Genomic DNA, 17,227 nt, shown 5'->3' with positions numbered 1-17,227 from the left:
GGGGGCGGGCGGCCTCGACCGGGGAATTCGGCCATGCGCCACCGCCACTCGCGGTGACCTACACCGCATTCTCCGTGCGCGCGGAACTCGAACGGATAACCCGGTCGTTGCCTCCACGGTGCCACGCCGGTGTGGCGATGGTGCCGCACTCTTTCCGGACTCTTTCCGGGTATTTGGTGAGGCGGCGGTATGAACGATCACATCCGCGGGGCGGCCGGGCGATGCCTGGCCACCGTGCTGCGGTTCGCGGCGGTGGTCCTGGCGTTCGCGGCCGTGCCGGTTCTGGCGCCGGTATCCGCCGGCGCGGTGCGGGCGCCGACGTCCTCGGATGGCTCGCACATCGACCACACGGTGCGCCTCGACGCCCGGCGGGCCACGGTCCACGTGTACTCCGCGGCGATGAATCGGGTGATCGCCCTGGACGTCATCCGCGCGGCCGACACCAGCGTCCCGCGGCCCACGCTGTATCTGCTCGACGGCGCCGAGGACGGAATCGGCTGGGACGGCGCGGAGACGTCGTGGGAGACCAAGACCGATCTGATCCCGTTCACGGCGGACAAGAACGTCAACGTCGTCACGGTGCTCGACGGCCGGTACTCCTACTACACCGACTGGCAGACCGCCGATCCCGTGCTGGGACGCAACGAGTGGACCACGTTCCTGACCCGTGAGCTGCCGCCGATCATCGATGCCGCGTACGACACCTCGGGGCGCAATGCCATTGCGGGCGTGTCGATGTCGGCCACCTCGTCCCTGGCCTTGGCCGAGGCCGCGCCCGGGTTGTACCGGGCGGTGGGGTCGTTCAGCGGGTGCGCGCAGACCAGCACCGACCCGGGACGCCGCTATGTACAGGCCGTGGTCGCATCGGGCGGCGGCAACCCGTGGAACATGTGGGGCCCCGATGGTTCGCCCGGCTGGCCGGCCAACGATCCGTCGACCGATGCGAACCTGAGCCGGTTGCGCGCGCCGGACCTGTATTTCAGCGCGGGCACGGGTGGCCCCGACGCTGCGGGGGCGACTCCGCCCGCGGGCGGCATGCTGGAATCGGTGGTGGCGGACTGCACGCGCCGATTGCAGGCATCGACCACTCGGCTGGGCATACCGGCAACCTTTCGGTACGTGCCCGGCGGTCAGCACTCCTGGCCTTATTGGCAGCAGTCCCTGCATGCCGCCTGGCCCGGATTCGCGCGCGCACTGGGCATCTGACCGGCCGGATATCTCGGTCCCGCGGACGATTCGGCCCATCCGGCGCGCCGCCCGTACCGAATACCTGATCAGATGCCCAGCGGGTCCGGCAGGCCGTGCCGATCCGCGTCCGCGCCACAACCGGCGCATATCACCTCGCGAGACAGAAAGGACTCCGGCAATGATTCCGCATTTCCTCGATCAGCTCGGCTCCATGATCTCCACCTTCCTCGCTCGGTTGCTGCTGCCCTGAAACCCGCTCGGCCGGAGTGGGAGTGTGTGCCCACGGCACGGGAGTCGATCCGGTGGAATACCGTGTAACGCCGTCGAATTCGAGCTATCGGCCAGCACCCTCGGGTTCGTCGCATCGTCTCGGCCGATCCGAAAAGCAGGTCCCGCCCGGCATTCATCGCGCCCGGCGCCGGAATGTCCTGTCGCAGACCGGCTTATAGCGGGCCCGTGAACCCCGTCCCGGCCGTCATGTCCACGCTGTGCAACACCCAGCGATTCGGCCCCGCGGCTTTGGCCCGATACAGCCCCGCGTCAGCGGCATCGAGAAGTTTCTCCGCGTCCGCTCCGGATACCGGTGTCACCACCGCCCCGATACAGGCCGAAATGGTCAGTCGATGTTCGTCGACCGGTACCGGTTCTTCCAGTGCGCTCGAGAGCGCTTCCGCGACCGAGGTGATCCGCGCCGCGTCGCACGGCGGCGGAAGCAGGACGACGAATTCGTCCCCGCCGACCCGGGCCAGCATCGCATCGCCGATGCGCTCGGCCATTCGCGTCGACACGGCGGTGAGCAGCCGGTCGCCGACGCTGTGGCCGTAGGTGTCGTTGACGGTCTTGAACCCGTCCAGGTCGATGAAGCCCAGGCCGATCCGGTCGTCCGGATCGGCCTGGGCGATGATCTGCGACAACGTTTCCACCAGTTGCCGCCGATTGGACAATCCGGTCAGCGGATCGTGCCGCGCCTGGCGGTGCAATTCGGCCTGCAGGGCACGGCGCTGGGTGGTGTCCTCGCCGACCACCAGCAGGTAGGCCGCGCGTCCGGCGACCGCCGGCACCAGCGTGACCGCCCAGGACACCCACCCGACGGTTGCGTCGGCGCGCAGGTACCGCACCTCCAGGCGCACCGTGCCCGACCCGGCGACCAAGAGTTCGTCGAAGATACGCGATCGCACCTGGTCGTGATCGTCGGGATGGATCAGATCCCATACCGGTAGTCCGCGCAGTTCGGGCAGGGGCCGGCCCAACATGGTGGCCAGTGCCGGATTGGCGTCCAAGACCCGGCCGCCGGTATCGCCGATGGCTATGGCGATCGCGGCATTGTCGAATACGACGCGGAACCTGGCTTCGGCGGCGATCCGAGCATCGGCCATCGCCGCGTGCAGCATCTCCTGATGCTCGGCGCGCAGGGTGAGCAATTCGTCGGTGTAGCCGCGCGCCATCTCGCCGAGTGCGGGAATCAATCGCGCCTCGTACGGGGCGATCAGTGCGGTGAGTTCGCTCAATACTCGCGCCGAACGGGCCAGCACCTGCGGATCGGTCAAATTCGCGCGAACCAGTGCGGCGCCGGCCGCGCCGGCCGCTTCGGCATCGAAGGATTCTCGGGTGAGCGCGACGATCATCCGATCGAGCAGATCGCGCAGCAGCCGTTCGAGTTGGCGGTGGGACATCGGCACGAAGCCGGTGTCGACGACCGCCACACACCACCTGCGGGCGAGATCCGCGATGCGGTGATCTCGTGTCAAACCCACCCCCGCTCGATCCGACGCTGTGACTTGCGGGAACGGCGTAGTGCCGAACCGGAATCCCAGGCTACCGGAAACCGTCGAGCCCCGGCGGTCGCGCGACCACCGGGGCTCGGGAGAAACGACGAGGAGAGGACCGACTACTTGTTGGCTTTGTGATAAGCCGCGACGATCTCGGAGGAAATTCGGCCGCGAGCCGACACGTTGTAGCCGTGTTTCTTGGCCCATTCCCGGATGGCGACGGTTTGCTCGCGATCCGCGGCCGACTTCGAGCGCGAGGTGCTGCCCGCCTTCAGACGGCCGACCTTGCGTGCCTTATCCGTCCATGGCTCGAGTGAGCCCCGCAGCTTGCCGGCATTCAACGTGGACAGATCGATTTCGTAGGCCACACCATCGATCGAGAACTGTACGGTCTCATCCGCTTTGGACTTCCCGTCGTAATCGTCGATGAGTGTGACGGTGACCTTCTTGGCCATCACTGAGCCCTTTCGCACGGACACGGATCAACTCGGATTGCATATACCGTACCGCATTACCGGGGAATGCAGCGAATCCGGCGCTATTCGGCGCGTTTCCGGTACCGGAATGTGGCTAAAGGTATTGAACAATCCGCACTGCTGGAATTGTCCGGGCTGCGAGCATTCGGATATGTGAATCCTGTGACCGCTCACGATGGTAACGCCCCGGGGCGATGTGTATGCCCAATGTTCGCCGCTGTTCCAAGATGAACCAGTGATGGTGGTATGGATGGGTGCGGGATATTTGCCGAATGCGGTTTTGGAGGTGTTCGGGAGGTTCCGGCGGTTCAGTGTTCGAGCAATCGCTGCAACAGCGGGATTGCGGCCAGCAGCGCGTCCTGATCCGCGCGCGTCAGTTCGGTCGCCATCGCCTGGGCCAGCCAGTCCTCTTTCGCACTGCGTGCGGCGGCGAGTTGCTGTCCGGCCGTATCGGTGATCGACAGCAGCACCTGACGCTGGTCGGTCGGGTGCGGACTCCGGGACACCAGGCCGCGTTCCTCGAGTGCGGCCAGGGTTACCCGCATCGATTGCGGGCGAACGTTTTCCGCGCGAGCCAGGGCGGCCACGGTCGCCGGGCCGTCGCGGTGCAGCCGGCTCAGCACCACTCCCTGCGACGGCGTGACCTCCATGCCCGAGTGGGCCGCCCGCAGCCTGCGCAGGATGCGACTGAGGGCGACCCGCAGCTCGGCGGCCGACTCGGCCAGTTCGCTCGCCGATCGGGCATCGGTCGGCGCGGTGTCGTCCTGCGTTTCCCCGGTCACGAATCCAGTATGGAATACGGACCGCGAGCGCTGACGGGCCCGCTACCCGCCGATCTGCTGGACGACCTTCGCCGCGACCAGGACGACCGCGACGGCCAGATAGCCGCGCAGGGCGATCATGCCCGCCATGCGCGACGGGGAGAAGTTCGGGCGTTCGAGTTCGTCCAGTGCGGGGGTGCGCCAGGCGTAGCGATCGGCCGCCACGATCGATCTGCGCTCCTGCCGGGACAGCGGCGTAGCGTCCAGCTCCTCGACCTGATCGGGGTCCAGGCCGCCGAGTTCCGCGGCGGTTCGTTCGGCGCCGCGCCGTTCGCCTCGGTGCCGGGTGACCGCGAGCACGACTCCGCCGAGTAGTCCGACCGCCGCGCCGGCGCCGAAGCCGAGCTCGAGGCTCGCCGTGGACAGGTTCGGGAAGAAGGTCGCCGCGGTCAGGGCCAGCGACAGCAGTACCAGCGCCCACACGATGACGCCCGCGACGATGTTCTGCCGGGTGGTGTTCACCCACGGCCCGAGCACGGCCTTGTCGTTGCACAGCAGAACCAGGAACACGGTGGCGGATGGCAGCAGCACGCCGGCCAGGGCCTGCACGCCCTGGGTCAGCAGGCCCAGCACGTGGTCGGGGCTGAACGCCACCGCCGCAGCAGTGGCCAGCAACAGCGCGTATCCGGCGTAGAAGGCCGGCGCCTCGCTCATCTTCCAGTGCAGCGAGTGCCGCTTGCCGAGGGTGTCGCCCAGCGTGTACGTGGTCGCCAGGCCGACGGCGTTCGCGCCGATCAGTGACGCGTCCAGCAGCAGGATCGCGAACATCGCGCCGGCCGTCGTGCCCAGGTGTGCCGACAGTCCGTGCGCGACGGTCCCGGCATCGGAGAACGCGCCCCTGCCCGCCGGGCCCAGGCCGAAGGCGGCGGCGGCCATGATCGCGACCGCGCCGATCATCACCACGACGATCCCCACCCACAGGTCCACCCGCTCGTACCGGATCCAGCGTGGGGTGATCCGCTTGTCGACGATGTTGGACTGCTGGAAGAACAGCTGCCAGGGCGCGACGGTGGTGCCGACGATGGCGACGATGGTCAGCAGGAGGGTCGAGTTCAACCCGCCGGGGAACGACGGGATCAGCCCATGCGCCGTGGCCGATACGTTCGGGTGCACCATGAACGCCAGCGGGAACATCACGACGTTGATCGCGATCAGGGCGAACAGGAACCGTTCCCAGCGCCGGAACGAGCCGCCCGCGACGACCGCGAACAGCAGGACCGCGGCCACCGGCACCGAGACTCGCTTCGGCAACCCGAAGTAGCCGAGAGCCATCGAGACGCCGATGAATTCGGTGACGATGGTCAGGGCGTTGACCACGAACAGGTCACCCACGCTGAACGCGCCCCAGAACCTGCCGAACCGCGCGAAGATCAGCCGTGCGTGGCCGACCCCGGCGACCGCGCCGAGCCGCACGACCATCTCCTGGTTGACGTACAGCACCGGAACGAGCAGCACCAGCGTCCACATCAGGGCCATACCGTAGTTCTGCCCGGCCTGTGCGTAGGTGGCCACGCCTCCGGCGTCGTTGTCGCCGACCATCACGATGAGACCGGGACCTATGACGGCGAGCAGCATCCGAAACCGCTGCCACCGGCTGCGTCCCTCGACGGTGTCGTGCCGGCCGATGGTGCCCAGCGCGCCGACGATATCGCCGACGTGCGCACTGTCCAGCACCGCGGTGGTGGCATCGGCCGGAACCGGTGCGGTGGTGGTGGCGCGGCGGGGCGCGCCGTTGGAGAAGAAGGCCATGGCCGTTCCCTCGATTCCTGAAATCATTTGCTGTGCCGGGCATTTCGTGGCCCGCGACAGCTGTGGCGGAGCGTGGGCGGATTTCGTGGGTGGCTAGGAGAGATGCCCGGCGTGGCCGCCGAGGGATGCGGTGACCACCGCCGGCGGGACGTGCGCGAGGTGCAGGTTGTGCCGCTCCTGCGGCGTGAGGTCGTAACGCGCGCGGATGCGCCGAACCGACTCGCCGAGAGCGCCCCGCAGGGCGGCGCGGTGGGGGAAGGCCATGCGGATCATGGTGTGCTCCTTGCGAAAAGCCAACCGCCGCAACTGGATCCAGGCATGTCCGAACGCGCGGAGACCCCATCGGCAGACCCTCGGGGAAGGATCCGCGAGGATGTCGATGGTTGATTTCCGTGTCGGTCAGGCCGCGAGGAAGGTGCAGCAAGTTGGGAACGAAACGGGTTTTCGAACCGGACTCGGATACGGACTATCGCCGGATTTCATCTCGTCCCTCACCTCCTTGCTGCCAGGACGCACGTGCGCGTCGTCGTTCGTTCATCGGCACCACGACGATCGAAAAGGGGGAGGCTCCGCTCGGAACGACTGGAGCCTGCACCCCTCTCGTCAGAGCTTCGGCACTGTACGACGTATCCCGGCCGGGAAGCCACTTCGGATCACCCCTTAATCCGGGAAGATCTGTCCTAACCCTGGGCGTCTCTCGACGTCGTCGGATCAGTGGCCTGTGTTCGTACAGGAGCCTCGCCTAGCGAGGTGCTGACCCGGAAATGTTCGGCCCTCCGACCCGAGAAGTCAAGTCGGCGATGCTGTGACAGGGCAATCCGGAGGTTCTTGCATACATAGTGATGTGTGCATACTATCGCAGGTGGAAGATCGTCTACGCCGGAAGGAGACCGGTATGGGGTCAGCGCACGCCGGGCATGCGCACGACCACGCGCATGCGCACGTGCAGGCGAATTCCGAGAGTGATCGGCGCTGGCTCGCCGGTGCGCTGGCGGTGATCGCGGCGTTCATGCTCGCCGAGGTGATCGTCGGAATTGCCGCGGGTTCGCTGGCGCTGCTCTCGGATGCGGCGCACATGTTGACCGACGCCGCGTCGATCGCGCTGGCGTTCTGGGCGATCCGGCTGGCCGCGCGGCCGGCCGCGGGACGGATGACGTTCGGCTGGAAACGAGTCGAGATCCTCTCGGCCCAGGCCAACGGGATCACTCTGCTGCTGCTGTCGGTGTGGCTGGCCTATGAGGCCGTCCGCCGCCTGCTGCATCCGCCGGAGGTGACCGGCGGGCTCGTGCTGGGTACCGCGCTCGTCGGGGTCGTGGTGAATCTACTTGCGACATGGATGATTTCGCGTGCCAACCGGACCAGTCTCAACGTCGAGGGCGCCTATCAGCACATCCTGACCGATCTGTTCGCCTTCATCGCGACCGCGGTGGCCGGTGTGGTCATCCTGCTGACCGGATTCGTCCGGGCCGACGCGATCGCGACGCTGGTGGTGGTCGTGCTGATGCTGCGCGCCGGTGTCGCACTGGTGCGTGCCTCGAGCCGGATCTTCCTCGAGGCCGCTCCCGCCGATCTCGATCCGACCGAGATCGGGCGGGCGATGGCGGCCCGCGAGGGTGTGGTCGAGGTGCACGATCTGCACATCTGGGAGATAACCGCGGGTTCGCCGGCGCTGTCGGCGCATGTCCTCGTCGAGTCCGGCCGGGACTGTCACGCCGTGCGCGAGGGGCTGGCGCACTGGCTGGACGAGGAGCACCACATCGCGCACGCCACCCTGCAGGTCGAGCACGCCTCGCCCGAACTGCTCGCACTCGGTGCGCCGCCCGCGCCGCAGTGCGCCGATACCCACGGGCAGGCGCATCCGAGCCCGAAGACGATGCGCCGCTGATCGGTTCGGCGCGCGCGCCGAACCGACGCGTCGGACGGTGGTTCGGTCATTGCGGATTCGGCACCCGGCCGGCCGGCGACGCTACGCTGCCCTCGTCGAAGAGGTGATCCGCACGGGAGCATACTGGCTGCCGTGGGATGGATCGAGACGCCGCTGACCATGCAGTCCGCCTTCGAATCCTGGCGCTGGGATACCTCGACGGTGGTGGTGACCGCCGCGCTGGGTGCCGGATATTGGGCGGCCCGCACGCGTGCGGGCCGCCGCGGCACGGTGATCCCCGGTGGCCGGCCGGCGGCGTTCATCCTGATGGGACTCGGGCTCTGGCTGCTGAGCGGGATCAGCATGGTCGGGGTCTATTCCGACACGCTGATGTGGGTGCGGGCGCTGCAGACGCTCCTGCTGTTGTACGTGGTGCCGTTCGGGTTGGCCAGCGGCAGGCCGTTCACGGTGTTGCGGGAGGCTTTGGGGCCGCAGGGGCGGGCCCGGCTCGACCGGATACTGGAATCGACCCTCGCGCGCGCGGTGACCTTTCCGCTGGCGCCGTCGCTGGCGATGCTGGCCGCGCCGTGGCTGCTGTTCCTGAGTCCCTGGTACGAGATCGTGCTGCGACACGGCGTTGCGGACGCGTTCACCCGGATCGCGTTGGTGGCCGTCGGATTCGTGTACTTCTACTCGCGGCTGCAGACCGACCCGGTGCCGCACCGCTATTCGCAGGGGCTGTCCCTGTTGATCACGGTCTTCGAATCACTCGCCGACGGCATCCTCGGCATCGTCCTGTGGTGGGGACCACTGGTGGCGCTCGGCTACTACACCGAGGTCGGGCGGACCTGGGGGCCGGATCTGCGAATGGATCAGACCATCGCCGCGGGCATCATCTGGGTACTCGGCGATGTGCTCGGTCTGCCGTATCTCCTGGCGCTGATGCGGGCATGGGCCTCGGACGAACGGCGCAAGGCCGCGGAGGTGGATGCCGAACTCGATGCGGCGGCGGCCACCGTCGAGACCGCGCCGCCCGCCCGGCGGCCGAAAATCGGCCGGTCCGGCCCGGACACCACTGTCGCCGCCGGATCGGATGCGGTGCAGAGCGGGTTGTGGTGGGAGAACGATCCGCAGTTGCGGCAGCGCTTCGGCCGCTGAAACGCGTACCTGCCGTGCCACCGAAGCGGCACGGCAGGCGGGTGCCGAACTCAGATCTTGCGGATGACGGTGACGACCTTGCCCAGGATCTGCGCGTCGTTACCCGGAATGGGCTCGAAATGCGGGTTGTGCGGCATCAGCCAGACGTCCTTGCCGGTGCGCTTGAACGTCTTGACGGTGGCCTCGCCCTCGATCATCGCCGCGACGATATCGCCGTTGTCCGCGACGTTCTGCTGGCGCACCACGACCCAGTCGCCGTCGCAGATCGCCGCGTCGACCATCGACTCACCGACGACCTTCAGCAGGAACAGCGAACCCTCGCCGACCAGTTCGCGGGGGAGCGGGAACACGTCCTCCACCGCCTGCTCGGCCAGGATCGGCCCACCGGCGGCGATCCGGCCCAGCACCGGGACGTAGGTGGGGGTGGGCTGATCGCCGGATTCGGCGTCGCTCGGCACCGCGTGCAGGGTGGTCACGCCGGTGACCGCGCGCACCGCGGTCTCGTCCAGCCCGCGCACGTCCACCGCGCGCGGCCGGTTGGGGTCGCGCCGCAGATAGCCCTTGCGCTCCAGGGCGCGAAGTTGATGGGCGACCGAAGAGGTCGAGGTGAGACCGACGGCATCACCGATCTCCCGGATGCTCGGCGGATAGCCGCGCTCGGTGACCGAGGTGCGGATGACCTCGAGTACCTTGCGCTGCCGGGCGGTGAGATCCGTTCCGGCGCCGGATGTTTCGACGCCGTCGTCGACGCCGGCCGGACCGGCCGAGTCGTCGCGGCCCTCGGCTGTGTGCTCGTTCACGACCGCACCTCGCCGATGCTGGGTCGCGCGTGCGCGGTGTCCGTGGTTGCCTCGCTGCGCTCACTCACGGTCGTGGTCCTCCCGTTCATGGGTGTGCTTCGTCCTCCTCGGGTCGTGCGCCGACACTGCGCCACCGCGCCGGCCTGATCCGCTCCTACCGGCCCACGCCGGATCGCGTGCTCCGAATGTAGTCCGGTCTCGGCCAGGTTTCAAACATCTGTTCGACGCATGTCGCGGATGGTGGTGACTTTGTCGGCGGCGCGTGGTAAGAATCGAACATCAGTTCTTCGAACACATGATCGAAAACCGGAAATCGATCCAGCACACCGCCCCCGGAGGTCCGTCCGATGCGCACCACGATCAGCGAAATCGATAACGCCGCAAGTTATTCGGGGTACGGCGCGGCAGCGCCCGCTCGTCGGCCGCGTACGACCGGCGCCCCCCGCCGGGATGTGCGCGCCGGGTGTACCCGCGCCGGGCGCCCGCCCTCGGGGGGCATGCGCTACAACCGGCCCCGGCTTCGATTCGCCGGGACGCCGCATCCGCAGACCCGGGTCCAGCAGGCGCGGATCGGATTCGCGACGCTGGCGCTGGCCGCTCTGCTGAGTGCGCTGGCGGTGGGCGGGCTACTCGGAATCGCCCAGTTGCGCGCGGGGGCGGTGCCGAGTCCGGCGCCGACGACGGTCGTCCAGGTGCGCGAGGGGGAGCCGCTGGCGGAGGTGGCCGCGCGGGTGGCCCCCGGAGTTCCGGTGCGGCAGACGGTCGATCGGATCGTGCAGCTCAATTCGCTGCGGGGCGCGGAGGTCGTCGGCGGCGGGACGCTGATCGTGCCGACATCCGGACGGTAGTGTTCCGTGGGCGGTGGTGGCGGCGACGCCGCATCCGAGGCCTGGCGGGCCGACAGGTATCCTCGACAGTGCTGTGGAGATACAGCATGGCTATGGACTACTGCAGGCATCGACGAAGGAACTCGGATGCATTGCCCATACTGTCGGCACCCGGACTCCAGGGTGGTCGACTCGCGTGAGGCCGAGGAAGGCACCGCCATCAGGCGCCGTCGTGCCTGCCCGCAATGTGGGCGACGGTTCACCACCGTCGAGAACGCCATTCTATCGGTGGTCAAGCGCAGCGGTGTCACCGAGCCGTTCAGCCGGGAGAAGGTTATTCGCGGCGTGCGGCGCGCATGTCAGGGCCGCGAGGTCGACGACGACGCACTCAACCTGCTCGCCCAGCAGGTCGAGGATGCGGTGCGCGCCACGGGTTCTCCCGAGGTTCCCAGTCATGAGGTAGGCCTGGCGATCCTGGGCCCGCTACGCGACCTGGACGAGGTCGCCTACCTACGCTTCGCCTCGGTGTACCGATCCTTCAGCTCCGCAGACGATTTCGAACGCGAGATCGAGGATCTGCGCCGCCGCCGTGCCGAACAGGCTCGTGAGGAGCAACCGGTTTCCGCGGGCAAGGACTGATTCCGGCGAGTCGGCCGTGGTGGCAGAACCTGGGGACTGCGCGTCGGATTACTTCTCCAACAACGCTTTCAGGGTTTGCAGGTCGCGCCGCACCCAGTCGCTGTCCGTGTCGAACTGTTCGTCGTCCACACTGGGCAGCCGGAAGAGAGTGAACGTGATCGTCGTGCCGTCGCCGTTGCGGATGGCGCGCAGCGGGATATCCACCACGGAGCCGTCCGGCAGCCGAACCCGGTGATCGGCCACTCCGTACTCGTTGGGCGGACTGAATCGAACGAAAGCCGTACCCTGGGGCGAATCCGCGACCCACTCGCCGGGCTCCGCACCGGCGCTCGGCGAACCCGGTTCGATACCGGACGACAGGCCGGTCGCCCAGCGCGGAAAATTCAGTGGCTCGGCGAGAAAATCCGTGACATCGACGAACGGTCGGTCGATGTCGACGGTGATGGTCCGCACTGGATACGTCACCGGACCACGATACGTGTGTTGTGCCGCCCGCCGATCCGCCGCCGCACGGTCGCGAGTCCGGCGATGGCACTGGCGGCCCACCTCGTGTGCTCGCATTGCACTACAGCGCCTCGGCTCGGTCCGGCGAAGCACCGGTACGTCCCGAGGCCCGGCACTGACACGAGTTGGGGGCCAGCCGACAGTGGCCGGTCCGGGTGAGCGGACTCAGTGTGTGCGGCGTGCGGCGGGGGCCGTGCGGACGGCGGTGATGGCTCGTTCGATTCGCTTGGCCGACACCGGGTATGGGGTGCCGAGTTGCTGGGCGAAGAGGCTGACCCGCAGTTCCTCGATCATCCACCAGATCTCCGTGACGTCGCGGCCCGTGCGGCGCGCTTCGGGGAGCGCGTCGAGGAGCCGCTGATAGGCGGCGTGCACGCGGTCGAGTTCGGCCATGCCCTGGCGATCGCGGGTCGCCGATGCGGGCAATGCCTCCAGACGCAGTGCGGCGGCCTGCAGATAGCGGGGGAGTTCGCGCAGGCGCGCGCTGCCGAATTCGGTCACGAATCCGGCGAAGACCAGGTCGTCCAGCTGATGCCGGACGTCCTCGGCGATCTCGCGATCGGCGGTGCTCGCCAGGGCGCTGCGCACGTGGTGAGCCTGGGTGAGGACCGGAACCACCAGACGCACGATGCGGGACACCTCCGCACCGAACCGGTGGCGGATCCGCTCGACCAACGCCTTGAATTCCTCGGGGCCTCGGACCGGGCCGCCGTTCTCGGCGATCAGCTCGTCCGCGGCGCAGGCCCTGCAATCCTCGACCAACGCATCCAGTGATCCGGACGGATTCTGGCTCAGCGCAAGGCGATCGGCGGGGGAGAGCCCCGCGGTGGCCGCGCGAGCCGACGTGGGCAGCTGATTCAGCAGCAGCACCCGGGTGCCGGTGCGCATGGCTGCCGCCTGTGCCGCGGGCGAGGCCAGCACCCGGACCGCGACACCCGCGCCTTCGGGAACCAGCGCCGGATAGCCGGTGATGGTCTGTCCGCCCACCTCCCGCCGCACCGTCGTCGGCAGGGCGCCGAGCGATTCCGAGGTCCACACCGTGCTCGCCGGGCGTTCCGCCGCGGCGGTGGCCCGCGCGACGGACTTCGAGACCTGATCGGCCAGGCGGGTTTTCAGCGCGGCCAGATCCTTGTCGCGGTCCACGATCGTGCCGTCGGGGGCCGTGGCGGCGAAGGTCATCCGCAGATGGTCCGGTAGCGCGGCGGGATCGAGATCCGCGGGCCGGACGGTCACCGAACCGAGCCGGGACAGCTCCCGGGCCAGCCCGGTGCGCAACGGTTCGGCGCGCGGCGTCAGCTGCGCCAGGGCCGCGCGAGCGAAGTCGGGCGCCGGAACCACGCTGCGGCGCAGGTGTTTCGGCAGAGTCTTGATCCATGCCGCCGCCAGTTCCTCGCGCATCCCCGGCACCAGCCAGTCGAAGCCGACCGCACGGACATGCGCCAACTGGGCGACCGGGATGTGCGCGGTGACGCCGTCGTCGGCCTGTCCGGGTTCGAACTGGTAGGTGAGCGGGAAACTCAGCTCACCCTGTCGCCAGCCGTCCGGATACGCGGCCGGGTCCAGCACGGCCGCATCGTCGTTCACCACGGTCGAGGCGGTGAAGTCCAGCAGATTCGGATCCTTGCGCCGCTGGGTGCGCCACCAGCTGTCGAAATGCCGGACCGATACGATGTCGGCGGGAATCCGCTCGTCGTAGAAATCGAAGAGCACCTGATCGTCGACGAGGATGTCGCGGCGGCGCGCCCGATGCTCCAGATCGGCGACGTCCTCCAGCAATTCGCGGTTGCGCGCGAAGAATTCGTGCCGCGTCTGCCATTCGCCCTGTACCAGAGCGTGCCGGATGAACAACTCGCGCGACAATTCGGGGTCGATGCGGCCGAAATCCACGCGCCGCTGTACCACCAGCGGAATGCCGTACAGCGTCACCCGCTCGTACGCCGCGGCCGCACCCCGTTTGGCGGACCAGTGTGGTTCGGAATACGTGCATTTGACCAGATCTCCGGCCAGCCGCTCGGCCCATTCCGGCTCGATCCGGGCCGCTGTGCGCCCCCACAGCCGCGAGGTCTCCACGAGTTCGGCCGCCATGACCCACCGCGGCGGCTTTTTCGCCAGTGACGACCCCGGGAAGATCATGAACTTGGCATTGCGCGCGCCGAGGAACTCGCGCGTCTCCGCCTCGCGCACCCCGATATGCGACAGCATTCCCGCGAGCAGCGCCTGATGAATCGACGTCACATCCCACGGCAACCCGTCCGGCTGTGGCGCACTCGCGGCCAGTACGTCCGCGCGCCCGGCACGCTGCACGGCGCCCCGTCCGAGTACGGATTCGGCTGCGCCGTGGTCGGATTCGCGTTTACCACCCGACCGGCCGCGCCGGCCGGAGCCATCGGCGTCATTGTTTCGCCGCTCGCGGTCTGCCGGGCCTCCTCGCCGGTTTCGAGTCTCGGCGTCCGGTGATGCCCCTTCGCCGGACGCGGATTTGCCACCGCCGAGACGGGCATCGTTGTCACGTCCGGCCTTGCCGTGACGTTGCGTACGGCGGCCCTTCCGGGTGGGTTCGTCACTCTCGGACGAGGGTTCGTCGTCGCGCGGGTCCCGGCTCGATGCACTGCCGTTCCTGTCACCGGCCGGTCTTTCGGCATCAGCGCGCCGAGATTTGTCCGTGCGCGGTCCGCGGTCGCCGTCGGCTCCGGGATCGTCCGAAGACACGGAGATTCCGTGGCGAACGGGTCCGCTTGTGCCGGAACGGGATCGACGGCCTCCGGATCCATTGCCGGACTCCGGAGCACTGGAATCCCGGGAGCGGCCGGAGGTTCCCGCGCCCCGAAGTTCGCGCCCCCGATCGCCGGATTCGGTTGGACCGCCGTCGGATTCGGCAGGCCGGTCGGCGTCCGGATGCCAGCCGAGGCCACGGGTGATGGTGCGTAGCTGGCCGTGCAGGTCCTGCCATTCCCGGATCCGCAGGTAGTGCAGGAACTCGTCGCGGCACATCCGGCGGAATTGGTTGGCGGACAGTGCCTTTCGCTGCTCCCGTAGATAGTCCCACAGGCGCAGGTAGGACAGGAAATCCGAACCCTCGACCGTGAAGCGCGCGTGCTGCGCGTCGGCGGCCTGCTGATGTTCGACCGGGCGCTCGCGGACATCCTGGATGGACAGCGCGGCCACGATGACGAGCACCTCGGACAGACAGCCGCCGCGCTGTGCCTCGACCAGCATGCGCGCCATCCGCGGATCCACCGGGATCTGCGCCATCTCGCGGCCGATCGGGGTCAGCGCCAGCGCTCTGCCCGGTGTCGCGTCCGCTCGGTCTTGTTCGTCGCGGCGGGTCAGCGCGCCGAGTTCCTCCAGCAGCGCGATACCGTCGCGGATGGCGCGGCTGTCGGGCGGCTCGACGAACGGGAAACTCTCGATATCGCCCAGCCCCAGGGCAGTCATCTGCAGAATGACCGCAGCCAGATTGGTGCGCAGAATCTCGGGTTCGGTGAACTTCGGACGTGACTCGAAGTCGTCCTCGGAGTACAACCGGATCGCGATGCCGTCCGCGACGCGGCCGCACCGGCCCGACCGCTGCCGGGCCGAAGCCTGCGAGATCGGTTCGATCGGCAGCCGCTGTACCTTGGTGCGCAACGAATATCGCGAGATGCGCGCGGTGCCCGGATCGATGACGTAGCGAATGCCCGGCACGGTCAGCGAGGTCTCCGCGACGTTGGTCGCCAGCACCACCCGCCGCCCGGTGTGCGGTTCGAACACCCGATGCTGTTCCGCCGCCGACAACCGCGCGTAGAGCGGCAGAATCTCGGTCCGCGGCAACCGCATATCCCGCAACGTGTCCGCGGCGTCCCGGATCTCGCGTTCCCCGGACAGGAACACCAGGATGTCGCCGTCCCCCTCGGCGAGTAGTTCGCGCACCGCGTCGCCGATGGCATCGGTCGGATCCCGGTCCACGATCTCGGTGTCTTCGTCATCGAGATCCTCGGAGGTGACCGGCATTTCGAGCGTCAGCGGCCGGTACCGCACTTCCACCGGAAACGACCGCCCGGAGACTTCCACGATCGGAGCCGCTGTGAACTCCGGCCCACTCTGCCCTGGCTGTGAGCCCGCCCGCTCGAGTTCGGCGGCTGTGGTCTCGCCGCTGTCCGCCCGTCGATCCGGTCGGCCGGCATTCGGGCGAGACTCTTCGCCCGGCGCGATCCCGAACTGCTCCGATCCGGAGTCGGCCGGCGCCGCGCCCGAACCGTCGGGCGCGTCGTCGTTCCCCCGGAGTTGCGATTCACCGGCGCCGCGGGGCTCGCTCTCCAGCCGATCCGCTTGCCTCGCTGCCGAATCGGACGTCGGCCGTGCGGCGTCCGCATCCGTCGATGCCGCGGCGGCGGTGGAAGCTACGCCGCCCCCGCGGGCCGGAGGTGCCGTAACCCGGTTCTCCGGTGATTCGGCGTCGTGCCGATCGGAGTGCTGTGTCTGCGAGCCGGTGCCGGCAGCCGGTGCGGCGGCGTCCGCGGGCTTCGGGTCGGCGGCTCCCGCGGTAGTACCCGGGCCGCTCGGATCGGAGCCGGTGCGTCCCACGGGTGTCTGCGTGCCGAAGTGCCGGGCGAACAGTTCCGGATCGATGGTCGCCGAGGTGATGACGACCTTCAGGTCCGGGCGTTTGGGCAGCAGCTGTTTCAGGTAGCCGAGCAGGAAATCGATGTTGAGGCTGCGTTCGTGCGCCTCGTCGATGATGATCGTGTCGTAGCGGCGCAGCATGCGGTCACGCTGGATCTCGGCGAGCAGGATGCCGTCGGTCATCAGTTTGACCAGGGTGCGATCGGAGGCCTGATCGGTGAAGCGGACCGTATAGCCGACCACATCGCCGAGTTCGGTGCCCAGTTCCTGGGCGATGCGTTCGGCGACGGTGCGGGCGGCGAGGCGGCGCGGCTGGGTGTGGCCGATCGTGCCGCGAATGCCTCGGCCCAACTCCAGGCAGATCTTCGGAATCTGGGTGGTCTTACCCGAACCGGTCTCACCGGCGATGACGACCACCTGATGCGCCGCGATGGCCGCGGCGATATCGTCCCGGCGCGCGGAAACGGGCAGCTGTTCGGGATAACGGATCTGCGGGACGGCGGCGCGGCGGGCGGCGATACGGGCCTCGGCGGCGGTGATCTCGTTCTCGATGTCGGCGAGGTCCCCGCCACGAGCCTTGTCGAGCCGTCGTCGTAACCGGTGTTCGTCGCGGATCGAGAGTTCGGCCAGGCGGGTACGGAGCTCGCGTGATGTGGCGGCGGTCCTGGTCATTGCATCCTCCAGCCTAGCGAATTCATCCCCCGGCTCCGCCACCGGTTATCGGGCCACGGCGGTCGGGGCGATGATCATGTCCCGCGGCGTTCGCGCCACGCGACGGTGGTCGTACTCGCGGGTAGTCTGGCCTCGCGCGGGTCCGGCGACGACGGGTG

At 68.4% G+C, this 17,227-nt stretch carries 13 protein-coding genes and 1 riboswitch; of the genes, 5 read left to right on the top strand and 8 right to left on the bottom strand.

The features are described 5' to 3' along the window. Positions 1-189 precede the first annotated feature (189 nt). Positions 190-1,206 (top strand): alpha/beta hydrolase, encoded by a 1,017-nt coding sequence (locus tag AC5WS7_RS11770; protein ID WP_495954451.1) that lies wholly within the window; start codon positions 190-192, stop codon positions 1,204-1,206. A gap of 425 nt (positions 1,207-1,631) precedes the next feature. On the opposite strand, the gene AC5WS7_RS11765 is transcribed toward AC5WS7_RS11770, so the two are convergent. The 5 genes from AC5WS7_RS11765 to AC5WS7_RS11745 all read right to left on the bottom strand — a co-directional run bounded on the left by AC5WS7_RS11765 (position 1,632) and on the right by AC5WS7_RS11745 (position 6,267). Continuing rightward, the gene (locus AC5WS7_RS11765; protein ID WP_495954450.1) at positions 1,632-2,942 is read right to left on the bottom strand and encodes a diguanylate cyclase domain-containing protein; all 1,311 of its coding nucleotides are present in this window, start codon (positions 2,940-2,942) and stop codon (positions 1,632-1,634) included. Positions 2,943-3,076: 134 nt separating this feature from the next. After that, positions 3,077-3,412, bottom strand: a complete 336-nt coding sequence (locus tag AC5WS7_RS11760) for a histone-like nucleoid-structuring protein Lsr2 (RefSeq protein ID WP_067898431.1) — start codon at positions 3,410-3,412, stop codon at positions 3,077-3,079. 329 nt (positions 3,413-3,741) lie between these two features. Beyond that, on the bottom strand, positions 3,742-4,215 hold the full coding sequence (locus AC5WS7_RS11755) for a MarR family winged helix-turn-helix transcriptional regulator (protein WP_495954449.1): 474 nt from the start codon (positions 4,213-4,215) through the stop codon (positions 3,742-3,744). A gap of 42 nt (positions 4,216-4,257) precedes the next feature. Then, on the bottom strand, positions 4,258-6,003 hold the full coding sequence (locus AC5WS7_RS11750; RefSeq protein WP_495954448.1) for an NRAMP family divalent metal transporter: 1,746 nt from the start codon (positions 6,001-6,003) through the stop codon (positions 4,258-4,260). Between the two features lie 93 nt (positions 6,004-6,096). Further along, entirely contained in the window at positions 6,097-6,267 is a 171-nt protein-coding gene (locus AC5WS7_RS11745; protein WP_495954447.1) for a hypothetical protein, read from the bottom strand. A gap of 324 nt (positions 6,268-6,591) precedes the next feature. Continuing rightward, a riboswitch (M-box (ykoK) riboswitch) is annotated at positions 6,592-6,760 on the bottom strand. 138 nt (positions 6,761-6,898) lie between these two features. Between AC5WS7_RS11745 and AC5WS7_RS11740 the strand changes: the two genes are divergently transcribed. Then, entirely contained in the window at positions 6,899-7,888 is a 990-nt protein-coding gene (locus tag AC5WS7_RS11740) for a cation diffusion facilitator family transporter (RefSeq protein WP_495954446.1), read from the top strand. A gap of 159 nt (positions 7,889-8,047) precedes the next feature. Continuing rightward, positions 8,048-9,025, top strand: coding sequence for a cytochrome c oxidase assembly protein (locus AC5WS7_RS11735; RefSeq protein WP_495954545.1), 978 nt, complete (start codon positions 8,048-8,050; stop codon positions 9,023-9,025). A gap of 50 nt (positions 9,026-9,075) precedes the next feature. On the opposite strand, the gene lexA is transcribed toward AC5WS7_RS11735, so the two are convergent. After that, positions 9,076-9,825, bottom strand: coding sequence for a transcriptional repressor LexA (gene lexA / locus AC5WS7_RS11730; RefSeq protein ID WP_495954445.1), 750 nt, complete (start codon positions 9,823-9,825; stop codon positions 9,076-9,078). Between the two features lie 347 nt (positions 9,826-10,172). Here lexA and AC5WS7_RS11725 point away from each other — a divergent pair, with 347 nt between their 5' ends. After that, the gene (locus tag AC5WS7_RS11725; RefSeq protein ID WP_495954444.1) at positions 10,173-10,673 is read left to right on the top strand and encodes a LysM peptidoglycan-binding domain-containing protein; all 501 of its coding nucleotides are present in this window, start codon (positions 10,173-10,175) and stop codon (positions 10,671-10,673) included. Between the two features lie 126 nt (positions 10,674-10,799). After that, positions 10,800-11,291, top strand: coding sequence for a transcriptional regulator NrdR (gene nrdR / locus AC5WS7_RS11720; protein ID WP_495954443.1), 492 nt, complete (start codon positions 10,800-10,802; stop codon positions 11,289-11,291). Between the two features lie 48 nt (positions 11,292-11,339). Here the strand turns inward: nrdR and AC5WS7_RS11715 are convergent, their stop codons facing one another. Together AC5WS7_RS11715 and hrpA are read right to left on the bottom strand one after the other, a co-directional pair. Beyond that, entirely contained in the window at positions 11,340-11,756 is a 417-nt protein-coding gene (locus AC5WS7_RS11715; RefSeq protein ID WP_495954442.1) for an SRPBCC family protein, read from the bottom strand. Between the two features lie 204 nt (positions 11,757-11,960). Further along, on the bottom strand, positions 11,961-17,069 hold the full coding sequence (gene hrpA, locus AC5WS7_RS11710) for an ATP-dependent RNA helicase HrpA (protein ID WP_495954441.1): 5,109 nt from the start codon (positions 17,067-17,069) through the stop codon (positions 11,961-11,963). Positions 17,070-17,227 lie beyond the last annotated feature (158 nt).

The sequence above is a fragment of the Nocardia sp. PLKS1-43 genome (genome assembly GCF_059510335.1).
This window is presented reverse-complemented; position numbering and strand designations above follow the sequence as displayed.

Excerpts from the sequence above, each read along its gene's own strand:
- AC5WS7_RS11735 (WP_495954545.1), top strand. The coding sequence starts at position 8,048 with ATGCAGTCCGCCTTCGAATCCTGGCGCTGGGATACCTCGACGGTGGTG.
- AC5WS7_RS11750 (WP_495954448.1), bottom strand. The coding sequence starts at position 6,003 with ATGGCCTTCTTCTCCAACGGCGCGCCCCGCCGCGCCACCACCACCGCA.
- hrpA (WP_495954441.1), bottom strand. The coding sequence starts at position 17,069 with ATGACCAGGACCGCCGCCACATCACGCGAGCTCCGTACCCGCCTGGCC.
- AC5WS7_RS11760 (WP_067898431.1), bottom strand. The coding sequence starts at position 3,412 with ATGGCCAAGAAGGTCACCGTCACACTCATCGACGATTACGACGGGAAG.
- AC5WS7_RS11740 (WP_495954446.1), top strand. The coding sequence starts at position 6,899 with ATGGGGTCAGCGCACGCCGGGCATGCGCACGACCACGCGCATGCGCAC.
- AC5WS7_RS11770 (WP_495954451.1), top strand. The coding sequence starts at position 190 with ATGAACGATCACATCCGCGGGGCGGCCGGGCGATGCCTGGCCACCGTG.
- AC5WS7_RS11725 (WP_495954444.1), top strand. The coding sequence starts at position 10,173 with ATGCGCACCACGATCAGCGAAATCGATAACGCCGCAAGTTATTCGGGG.
- nrdR (WP_495954443.1), top strand. The coding sequence starts at position 10,800 with ATGCATTGCCCATACTGTCGGCACCCGGACTCCAGGGTGGTCGACTCG.
- AC5WS7_RS11745 (WP_495954447.1), bottom strand. The coding sequence starts at position 6,267 with ATGGCCTTCCCCCACCGCGCCGCCCTGCGGGGCGCTCTCGGCGAGTCG.